Source organism: Streptomyces coryli, from assembly GCF_011044975.1.
GTDB classification, from domain to species: Bacteria; Actinomycetota; Actinomycetes; order Streptomycetales; family Streptomycetaceae; genus Streptomyces; species Streptomyces coryli.
In genome coordinates, this window is record NZ_JAAKZV010000326.1 from 1 (window position 1) to 7,538 (window position 7,538).

The following is a 7,538-nucleotide window of genomic DNA, read 5'->3' on the forward strand; positions in this document are numbered from 1 at the left end:
CCGCTGCACCTCCCCGCCGGCGGCGGCCCGCCCGCGCTGCTGGCGCCCGACGAGGCGGCGACGCCGTTCGGCCTGGCCCCCGCGCCCTCGGTGCAGCAGGTCAAGCTGGCCCCCGGCGACCGGGTGCTCTTCTACACCGACGGCCTCACCGAGGCCCGCAACCGCAGCGGCACCATGCTCGACCTCCAGTCCCTGCACCCGGCCTGCGCCCTGCCGGATCTCGACGACGCCCTCGACACCGTCCTGTCCGCCGTCGGCCGGCACACCGGCCGGATCCGCGGCGACGACATCGCCCTGGTCCTCATCGAGCCCGAGCCGGCAGCCGCCGCGGCCGCGTGAAACGAGTGGTGACACCCGCGCCGTGCGGGGCACCCGGACCCCATGCACCACCACAACCCGGACCCCGATCCGTACCGCACCCCCGGCCTGACCGCCGGCGGCGGCGTGCCGCCCGGTGAGACCCCGCCCGCGGAGGGCAGCACGCCCTGGGCGGGACCGGAAGAGGTGCACAATCCGGCCACCGGATGGGCCGCGGCGCCCATCGTGCTCATCGGTGTGGTCGTGGCCCTGTGCTCAGCCTTCTTCCTCGCCTTCGCGGTCGCGGTATGAGAACAGCAGTGAAAAGAGTGAGGCATCCATGACCTATCCGGAGTTCCTGGCCGCCGTGCGCGAGGGCGGCGACTATCCCGACCGTGAGGCAGCGGCCCGTATCTCAGACGCCGTCCTCGGCTGCCTCGGGCGGCGGCTGCAGCCCGAGGCGGCCTGCCACCTCGCCGAGCAGCTGCCCGCGGAGGTGGGCAAGGCACTGAGCTCGGCGGCCGGCGGGCGCGCCGAGACCTGGGGGGTGACGGAGTTCGTCCGCCAGGTCGCGGCCGCCACCGGGGACGGCGAGGACGCCGCCCGCGGGCATGCGGACGTGGTGCTCGGCGTCCTCGCCAGAACCGTCGCCGGCGGTGAGCTGAACAAGCTCATCAGCCAGCTGCCCTCCGGCTATGCCGGATTTCTCGGCCACGCAGAGTTGAGGTGAGCGCACGATGCAGCGGCGAAGCGACCGGCTGAGCGTCCACAAGGACGACGAGCTGAAGCACGAACTGCAGGGCATGCTCCGCTCGGGCCACCCGACCCGTACCGAGGAGTGGCACGACCCCGAGCCGGGCGCCGACGACGATCCGGCCGCGACGACCGGCCCGGTGCCCGCGCCCGGTTCCGGCGGGCTGTGGGAGGGGGTACGTTTCGAACTGGCCCGGCACTTCGCGCGCACCCCGTTCCCGGCCAAGCGGGCCGCCCTGGTGCGGGTGCTGCACGAGCGGCACGCCCCGGATCCGCTGATCGACGTGGTGCGGGAGCTGCCGGAGAACGAGACGTACCGCACCGTCCAGGACGTGGCGGAGGCGCTGCGGCGGGACGGCATGCCGCTCGCGGGTGAATAGACATCCGGAAAGCGGGTACAGCGGCACGCAGCCCATCAGGTTCGTATACGGGAGAAGTGAGCTGCCATGGCCCAGTTGGTGAGGGAAGTGATGACGCCGGCCGTGACCGCGGTACGCCCTGACGCGTCACTTGTGGAGGCCGCCCAGCTGATGCGGGCGCAGGATATCGGCGACGTCCTGGTGATGCGGGACGGCACCCTGCTCGGCGTCGTGACCGACCGGGACATCGCGCTCCGGGCGGTGGCCGACGGCGTCGATCCGCTGACGGTCAGCTGCCAGGCGGTGTGTACGCCGGAACCGGTCTGCGTCGCGCCGGGCGACCCGGTCGACCAGGCGGTCCAGCTGATGCGCACCCATGCGGTCCGGCGGCTGCCGGTGACCGACAACGGCACCACCGTCGGCATGATCTCCATCGGCGATCTGGCGGTGGAGCGCGACCCGGATTCGGCGCTCGCCGACATCAGCCGCGCCGCCCCGGACAGCTGGCCGGGCACCGCGAGTACGGCGCGTCCCCGCTGAACGGCAACGGGCCCGGACGCGACCGGGCCGGCAAGGGCCGGCCCGGCCTCGCGGGCGCCTTCGCGGCCTGGGACCTGGAACTCTTCCACCGCGTCGCCGAGCAGCACTGGCCCGGCGCCGAACGCGTGCTCCCGCGGCTGAGCCGCAGCGCCAACCACGGCGTGCTGTGGTTCGCGCTGGCCGGTGCGATGGCCGCCGCGGGCGGCCGCCCGGCGCGGCGAGCGGCTCTGCGCGGCGCGGCCTCGCTGGCCGCCGCCTCCGCCACGGTCAACACCGTCGCCAAGCGCTCGGTCCGCCGCCACCGCCCCCTCATCGACGCGGTCCCGGTCGTCCGCCGCCTGCACCGCCAGCCGTTCACGACGTCCTTCCCGTCCGGCCACTCCGCCTCGGCGGCGGCCTTCGCGGTGGGCGCGGCCCTGGAGTCCCGGCGGTGGGGCGCGCTGGTGGCCCCGATCGCGGCGTCAGTGGCGTTCTCCCGCATCTATACGGGCGTGCACTACCCGAGCGACGTCCTCGCGGGCGCGGCCCTGGGCGCGGGCGCGGCATACGCCGTACGCGGCATGGTCCCGACCCGCGCCCAGCTGGCGCCTCCCGCCCGGCCGCGCGCGGATGCGCCGGTGCTGCCGGAGGGGCGGGGGCTGGTGGTGGTGGTCAACTCCGGGGCGGGGACGAGCAATGGCTACGGCCAGGACGTGGTCGAGCAACTGAAGACGCTGCTGCCGCAGGTGGACATCCTGACGCGAGTGGACGACCTACAGCCCGTCCGGCGTTTGAGGACGAGCGCCGCCAGGCGCGATCAACCTGCGAGCGACAGCAACGATCTCGCTGATCTACTCAACGCAGCCGCGGCAAAGGCCCGCGATATCGGCGGCGCCCTCGGCGTCGTAGGCGGCGACGGCTCCGTGAACTCCGCGGCCCGCGCAGCACTCGCCCACCAGGTCCCCCTCGCCGTCTTCCCCGGCGGCACCCGCAACCACTTCGCGTACGACCTCGGCATCGAGGCGCTCCGCGACACCGCCACCGCCGTCGAGCACGGCGAAGCCGTCGGCGTCGACGTGGGCCGCTTCGGTGACGAGATCTTCGTCAACACCTTCAGCCTCGGCTCCTATCCGGACCTGGTCCGGGTCCGCGAGCGCTGGGCCCCGCGCATCGGCGCCTGGCCCGCCGGCGTGCTCGCCGCGCTGGAGGTGCTGCGCGCCGCCCGGCCCGTCGAGGTGGAGATCGGCGGCCGCCGCCGCTCGCTGTGGGTGCTCTTCACCGGCAACTGCACCTACCGCGGCCTGGGCGCGATGCCGGTGCGCCGCTTCGACCTGGCCGACGGCCTGCTGGACGTACGCGTGGTCCCGGCCGGCCGGCTCCCCAGGATCCGGCTGCTCGGCGCCGCGCTCACCGGCCCGCTGCGCGGCTCCCCGCTGCACGCGGCGACACGGCTGCGCCGGCTGCGGATCGAGGGCATTCCGGCGGACACCCCGGTCGCCTACGACGGCGAAGTCACCGCCGCCCCGGGCGAATTGACGCTGCACAAGACCAACGAGGCCCTCACGGCCTACCGCAGGCTGGACCCCGCCTGACCCTCCAGAAGCCTCAAGCCTCCAGCCCGTCCGCCCGCCAGTACCACCCCTGCACCGGGTCCCGTACCAGCTGCGCCGAGTCCACCAGCGCCCGCCGCACCGCGACATGATCCGTCGCGCCGCCCTCGCACCACCCGCGCAGGATGTCGTTCACCGCCGCCTCGTCGTAGATGCGGCCGGGCTCGAAGGCGTTGGTGGCGAGGTAGTCGAGCACGAGCAGCTGCTTGCCGTACTTCGCGGGCAGCCGCAGCAGCCGGCCGTCCCGCAGGAAGCCGCGGATCAGGTCCGGTACGGGTGCGTGGGTATCAGTCACCCGCTCACCCAAGCCGCACCCCCGCGCCCTGTCCACCGACTTTTCGTCACCGCCGCCGCTGCTCCGGCGCCCGGCCCGGCGGCTGCCGCGGCCGCTCGCGGGGTTCGAGCGGGGGGATGGCGCAGGTCTGCGGGGCGTCGCCGGTCAGCGTCAGCGGCTTGCCGTAGTGGTGGATGCCCAGCGGCTCCCCGGACACCAGCGTGTACGTGGCCTCGTCCGGCCGCACCGCCACCCGCAGCCGGCGGCCGAACACCGTGATCGAGAAGGCCAGCGAGCGCAGCGCCCCCGGCAGCCGCGGTGCGAAGCGCAGCTCGGGGCCGCGGCGGCGCATCCCGCCGAAGCCCGCCACCAGGGCGGGCCAGGTGCCGGCCAGCGCCGCCAGGTGCAGCCCGTCGCGGGTGTTGTGCTGCAGGTCGCCCAAGTCCATCGCGGCCGATTCACCGAGATAGTCGTAGGCCAGCTCGGGATGCCCGGCGTCCGCCGCGGCCACCGCCTGGCAGCATGCCGACAGCGACGAGTCGCGGACCGTCAGCCGCTCGTAATATGCGAAGTCGCGGGCCCGCTGCTTCGCCGTGAAGCACTCGCCGCGCAGCCACTGCGCCAGCACCAGGTCGGCCTGCTTGACCACTTGGCTGCGGTAGAGGTCGAAGTACGGGTGATGCAGCATCAGCGGATACTCCTCGGGCCCGGTGCTCTCGAAGTCCCAGTCCGCCTGCCGGGTGAAGCCCGCGTGCTGCTCGTGCACGCCGAGCTTTTCGTCGTACGGGACCGCCATCGCGTCCGCCGCCGCGTCCCAGGCCGCCGCCTCCGTCTCGCCGGCGCCCAGCTTCGCTGCCGCCACCGGGTGCCGCCGCACCACCGCGGCCGCCGCCCGCAGGTTCGCCTGCGCCATCAGGTTCGTGTACGTGTTGTCGTTGGCGACCGCGCTGTACTCGTCGGGGCCGGTGACGCCGTCGATGTGGAAGGCGCCGTCGTCGCCGGTGTGCCCGAGCCGCCGCCACAGCCGCGCCGTCGGCACCAGCAGCTCAAGACCGGTCTCCCGCTCGAAGTCCGCGTCCCCGGTGCACTCCGCGTACCGGACCGCGGCATCCGCGATCCCGGCGTTCACATGGAAAGCCGCCGTCCCGGCCGGCCAGTACGTCGAGCACTCCCGCCCGTTGATCGTCCGCCACGGGAACGCCGCCCCGGCGAGCCCCAGATACTCCGCCCGCTCCATCGCCTCCGGCAGCGTCTTCCGCCGCCACCTCAGCACCTGGGCCGCGGCCCGCGGCAGGGTGTAGGTGAGCACCGGGAGCACGAAGACCTCCGTGTCCCAGAAGCTGTGCCCGGAGTAGCCGGAGCCGGTCAGGCCCTTCGCCGGGATCGGCCGCTCCTCGGCGCGGGCGCCGGCCTGCAGCACGTGGAAGAGCGCGAAGCGGACCGCGTGCTGGATCTCCGCATCGCCCTCCACCTCGACGTCCGCGCGCTCCCAGAAGTCGGCCAGGTAGTCGCGCTGTTCCGCGCACAGCCCCTCCCACCCGGACACTTGCGCCTCGGTCAGCGCCGCGTCCACCTCGTCGTGCAGCGCGGGAAGCGAGCGCTGCCCCGACCAGGCGTACGCGACCGTCTTCACGCACCGCAGCCGCTCGCCCTCGCCGAGCCTGGCCACCGCGGTGAGCCGGGCCAGGTCGCCGCCCGCCTCGGCGGCGATCCGTATCCCGTCCGGGCCCGTCACCTCGTGGTCGCAGGCCGCCGCCACCCGCAGTCCGCTGCCCTTGGTGCGGTGCTGGAGCCGCAGCCGGGTGCCGGCGACGGAGGCGTCCTGCGACTCGAGCGGATCGGTGAGGACCGAGGCGGCGCGCGGGTCGGGACTCGGCGGCGGCATCGGCTCGTTGGCGGCGAGCTCGGACTGCAGGACGATCCGGGCCAGGCCCTCGCCCGCGTCCTCGTCGCCTTCGATGAGCTCGACCTCGTACTCCACCGCGGCCACCGCCCGCTGTGTCAGCGACACCAGCCGCCGCGTCCGCACCCGGATCCGGGTGCCGGCCGGGGAGGTCCACTCCACCGTGCGGTGGAGCAGGCCAGTGCGCAGGTCCAGGACGCGCTCGTGATGGTGCAGGGTGCCGGTGCGGATGTCGAACGGCTCGTCGTCGACCAGCAGCCGGAACAGCTTGCCGTTGGTGACGTTGACGACGGTCTGGCCGCACTCCGGGACGCCGTAGCCGGCCTCGGCGTGCGGCAGCGGATGCTCCTCGTACACGCCGTTCAGATACGTCCCCGGCAAGCCGTTCGGCTCCCCCTCGTCGAGGTTGCCCCGCCACCCCAAGTGCCCGTTGGACAGCGCGAAGAGCGACTCGCTCTGCGGCAGCACCTCCAGATCCAGGCCGTCCTCGCGCAGCCGCCAGGGCTCGGCCCGGTAGCGGAGGTGGGTGATCACCTGGCCTAGGCCTCCCGCGGCCGGCCGCCGCCGGGCAGGCCGCCCTCGTACGGCCAGCGCAGCAGCGCGCCGAGGCCGCCGACGGGGGCCGCGCCGCGGCCGTCCGGGTCGGGGAGCGGGATGACCTCGGCGCCGGTGGCGGCGGCCGAGCGGATCAGGGCGTCGTCGGCGCGGGCGGCCGCCGGGCGCGGCTCGCCCAGGTATTGCGCGTCGGTGCGGCGCAGCGCGAGCTGGTCGGGCTCGGGCCCCACCCATACGTCGCGGTGCAGGTCGGTGCCGCCGGAGCGGACCAGCAGCGCCTCGATGCGGTGCTCGCGGGCGGCGTCGATCAGGGCCGGGACGCCTTCGGCGGCGTCTATGCGGCCCTCGGTCGGGACGCGGCCCGCCCGGAAGCGCTGCAGGGCCTCCTCGGCGTGCGCGTGGGCCTGTTCCGCGCGCAGCGTCTCGAGTTCGGCGTCCAGCAGCCGCTGCCCGGCGCCGCTGCCCGCCGCCCGGCCGCCGTGGTCGCTTTCGACGGCGGCGACGCGCAGCTGCTGCGGCAGCTTGTCGCGCACCGCGCGGCGCTCGCGCGGGTCACCGGCCAGCACCACGAACTCCGCCCCGCAGTCCTCCGCGGTGGCGGCCACCGCCTCGGCGGCGCGGGCGGCGTTGGCCTCCCAGGTGTCCTCGACGGCGTTCTGGAAGTGCCGCTCCGACCACTCGGCGGTGGCGGTGCGGTGCACCGGCCAGTCGTGGCCCTCGACCTGCCCGGCCGGGTGCCGGCCCTGGGCGTCGTACAGCTCCATGCCTGCGCCGGTGCGGTCGACGTACGCCACCAGGCAGGCCGGGTCGGCGCCCGCGTAGTCCAGCAGCGGGCCGGTGTGCGGCAGTGCGGTCCAGCAGCTCTCCGGCTGCGCGGGCGGGGTGGTGAGGGGGATGTCGAGGCGCACCGCGCCATGGGACGCGAAGAGCGCGCGCCCGGGGAGACCGGGCGCGGGCGTGCTGAGTTCGGCGTAGAGCGCCTGGCAGGTGGCGTCGTCCGCGCCCTGCGCGGCGAGCCGCTCACAGGCGGCGCGCGCCTGCAGCTCCTGCTGGGTGGCGGCGTCCTCGGTGTTACGGGCGGTGCCGAAGTACACGGATGCCCACGGGCCGGGGGTGTGCAGTAGTGGATCGAGAAATGCGAGCTTCATAGGGCGCGCGGGTACCCGTGACCTGTGTGGTCGACACGGACGCGAGTCGCGTGGTTTAGCCCCCTGGGGGAGGGGCACTCGCGGGCGATGGCCGAGCGGGCCTCCTGGGGGGATGAAGGT

9 protein-coding genes are annotated in these 7,538 nt (G+C 74.5%); 6 read left to right on the top strand and 3 right to left on the bottom strand.

Features of this window, described 5'->3' with window-relative positions; translation table 11 throughout:
* From G5C51_RS38040 to G5C51_RS38065, 6 genes are all read left to right on the top strand, one after another.
* Nucleotides 1-339: SpoIIE family protein phosphatase (locus G5C51_RS38040; protein WP_165244817.1), on the top strand; the 339-nt coding region annotated here is incomplete at its 5' end.
* A 42-nt stretch (nucleotides 340-381) separates the two neighbouring features.
* Nucleotides 382-609, top strand: coding sequence for a DUF6480 family protein (locus G5C51_RS38045; RefSeq protein ID WP_165244819.1), 228 nt, complete (start codon nucleotides 382-384; stop codon nucleotides 607-609).
* 28 nt (nucleotides 610-637) lie between these two features.
* A complete protein-coding gene (locus G5C51_RS38050) occupies nucleotides 638-1,027 on the top strand; it encodes a DUF2267 domain-containing protein (RefSeq protein WP_165244821.1) in 390 nt (129 codons plus the stop codon).
* A 7-nt stretch (nucleotides 1,028-1,034) separates the two neighbouring features.
* Complete coding sequence (locus G5C51_RS38055; RefSeq protein WP_165244823.1) at nucleotides 1,035-1,430, top strand: DUF2795 domain-containing protein; 396 nt, start codon at nucleotides 1,035-1,037, stop codon at nucleotides 1,428-1,430.
* Between the two features lie 66 nt (nucleotides 1,431-1,496).
* Nucleotides 1,497-1,949, top strand: coding sequence for a CBS domain-containing protein (locus tag G5C51_RS38060; protein ID WP_165244825.1), 453 nt, complete (start codon nucleotides 1,497-1,499; stop codon nucleotides 1,947-1,949).
* A gap of 74 nt (nucleotides 1,950-2,023) precedes the next feature.
* Nucleotides 2,024-3,520, top strand: a complete 1,497-nt coding sequence (locus G5C51_RS38065) for a bifunctional phosphatase PAP2/diacylglycerol kinase family protein (protein ID WP_240930206.1) — start codon at nucleotides 2,024-2,026, stop codon at nucleotides 3,518-3,520.
* Nucleotides 3,521-3,533: 13 nt separating this feature from the next.
* Here the strand turns inward: G5C51_RS38065 and G5C51_RS38070 are convergent, their stop codons facing one another.
* The 3 genes from G5C51_RS38070 to G5C51_RS38080 are packed head-to-tail and all read right to left on the bottom strand — an operon-like array spanning nucleotide 3,534 to nucleotide 7,418.
* Nucleotides 3,534-3,833 carry a DUF2087 domain-containing protein gene (locus tag G5C51_RS38070; protein WP_165244827.1) on the bottom strand — a complete coding sequence of 100 codons (300 nt, stop codon included), beginning with the start codon at nucleotides 3,831-3,833 and terminating at the stop codon, nucleotides 3,534-3,536.
* 46 nt (nucleotides 3,834-3,879) lie between these two features.
* Entirely contained in the window at nucleotides 3,880-6,249 is a 2,370-nt protein-coding gene (locus tag G5C51_RS38075; protein ID WP_165244829.1) for a glycoside hydrolase family 65 protein, read from the bottom strand.
* A gap of 5 nt (nucleotides 6,250-6,254) precedes the next feature.
* Nucleotides 6,255-7,418, bottom strand: a complete 1,164-nt coding sequence (locus G5C51_RS38080) for a baeRF2 domain-containing protein (RefSeq protein ID WP_165244831.1) — start codon at nucleotides 7,416-7,418, stop codon at nucleotides 6,255-6,257.
* Nucleotides 7,419-7,538: the final 120 nt, after the last annotated feature.

Coding starts and splice junctions, on each gene's coding strand:
- G5C51_RS38055 (WP_165244823.1), top strand. CDS start 1,035: ATGCAGCGGCGAAGCGACCGGCTGAGCGTCCACAAGGACGACGAGCTG.
- G5C51_RS38060 (WP_165244825.1), top strand. CDS start 1,497: ATGGCCCAGTTGGTGAGGGAAGTGATGACGCCGGCCGTGACCGCGGTA.
- G5C51_RS38050 (WP_165244821.1), top strand. CDS start 638: ATGACCTATCCGGAGTTCCTGGCCGCCGTGCGCGAGGGCGGCGACTAT.
- G5C51_RS38045 (WP_165244819.1), top strand. CDS start 382: ATGCACCACCACAACCCGGACCCCGATCCGTACCGCACCCCCGGCCTG.
- G5C51_RS38080 (WP_165244831.1), bottom strand. CDS start 7,418: ATGAAGCTCGCATTTCTCGATCCACTACTGCACACCCCCGGCCCGTGG.